Source organism: Allobosea caraganae, assembly GCF_003351345.1.
Lineage (GTDB): Bacteria > Pseudomonadota > Alphaproteobacteria > Rhizobiales > Beijerinckiaceae > Allobosea > Allobosea caraganae.
Window position 1 is genome coordinate 1 of sequence record NZ_QQTO01000014.1, and the last position, 1,535, is coordinate 1,535.

The window sequence follows — 1,535 nt, forward strand, 5'->3', positions numbered from 1 at the left end:
GCGGATGTCGTTGAAAAAGTCGCCGTTGCTGCGGGCGTGAAGTCCTGATTCAGTCGTCCTTACGGAGGGCGGCGCAATGATGGGCGAACGGCGGGTGGCGCAAGAGGCTCTGTTCTACGAGTTCAGCCTAGAGCGGCATGTGCCAACCGAGCACTGGGTGCGCGCCATCGATCGCTTCGTCGATCTCTCGGATATCCGCGCGCATCTGCGACCGTTCTACAGCGAAATAGGGCGTCCCTCGATCGATCCGGAGTTGATGATCCGGATGCTGCTCATCGGCTATTGCTTCGGCATCCGCTCGGAGCGGCGCCTTTGCGAGGAGGTGCATCTGAACCTCGCCTATCGCTGGTTCTGCCGGCTCGGGCTCGAAGGCGACGTCCCGGATCACTCGACCTTCTCGAAGAACCGGCATGGCCGCTTCCGTGACAGCGACCTCCTGCGGGAGTTGTTCGAGACGACCGTCCGGCGCTGCATCGCGGAGGGGCTCGTCGGCGGCGAAGGCTTCGCGGTCGATGCCAGCCTGATCAAGGCCGATGCCAACAAGCAATGCTCGGCCGAAGCCTCCGAGCCGGTGGATTGGGACGATCTCGCGCGGACACGTCGCTCGGTGCGCGAGTATCTCGACACGCTCGACGAGGCTGCCTGGGGCGCAGCTAGCGAGACCAGGCCGAAGTTCGTCTCGCGCTCCGATCCGGCGGCGCAATGGACCGGAGCCCTGAAGGGTCACGCCTTCTTTGCTTACGCCACCAACTATCTGATCGACCTCGATCACGCCGTCATCGTCGATGTCGAGGCCAGTCGTGCCATCCGCCAGGCCGAGGTCGGCTCAGCCCGGACCATGCTCGACCGGACGCTGGAACGCTTCGGCCTCTGGCCGGCCCGGCTCGCCGCCGACAGTGCCTATGGCTCGGCCGAGAACCTCGCCTGGCTGGTCCATGAGCGCGGGATCGAGCCGCATATCCCGGTCTTCGACAAATCCCAGCGCAGCGACGGCACCTTCAGCCGCTCCGACTTTGCCTATGACCATGCCCGCGATCTCTACACCTGCCCGGGAGGGAAGGAGCTGAGGCAGCGCCAGAAGGTCTATCGAACCGAGCGCCCGCTCGTCGATGAGAACGGCCTGATGCGCTACCACGCCAGCAAATTTGCCTGCGACGCCTGCTCGCTGAAGCCGCAGTGCTGCCCCATCACACCGGCCCGCAAAATCCTGCGCTCTATCCACGAGGGCGCCCGCGACATGGCCAGGGACATCGCGCAGACCGACGCCTATGTCGTCTCGCGACGAGAGCGGAAGAAGGTCGAGATGCTGTTCGCCCATCTCAAGCGCATCCTGCGGCTCGACCGGCTGCGCCTACGCGGACCCAACGGGGCCAGAGACGAGTTCCACCTCGCCGCAGCAGCCCAGAACCTCAGAAAGCTCGCCAAGCTCCTGCCCAACGGAACGCAGGTGAGGGCCGCGTGAAGGGCGAATGCGCCCGCAGGCAAATCGCAGCTCGTGATCGCCTCGCTCGCAGGCCGACTTTTTCAACGGTATC

The 1,535-nt window shown here is 64.9% G+C and carries 1 protein-coding gene; it reads left to right on the plus strand.

Annotated features, from left to right (window positions below; translation table 11 throughout):
• Nucleotides 1–76: 76 nt before the first annotated feature.
• Nucleotides 77–1,462 carry a transposase gene (locus DWF00_RS07000; protein ID WP_114832873.1) on the plus strand — a complete coding sequence of 462 codons (1,386 nt, stop codon included), beginning with the start codon at nt 77–79 and terminating at the stop codon, nt 1,460–1,462.
• Nucleotides 1,463–1,535: the final 73 nt, after the last annotated feature.

Coding starts and splice junctions, on each gene's coding strand:
- DWF00_RS07000 (WP_114832873.1), top strand. CDS start 77: ATGATGGGCGAACGGCGGGTGGCGCAAGAGGCTCTGTTCTACGAGTTC.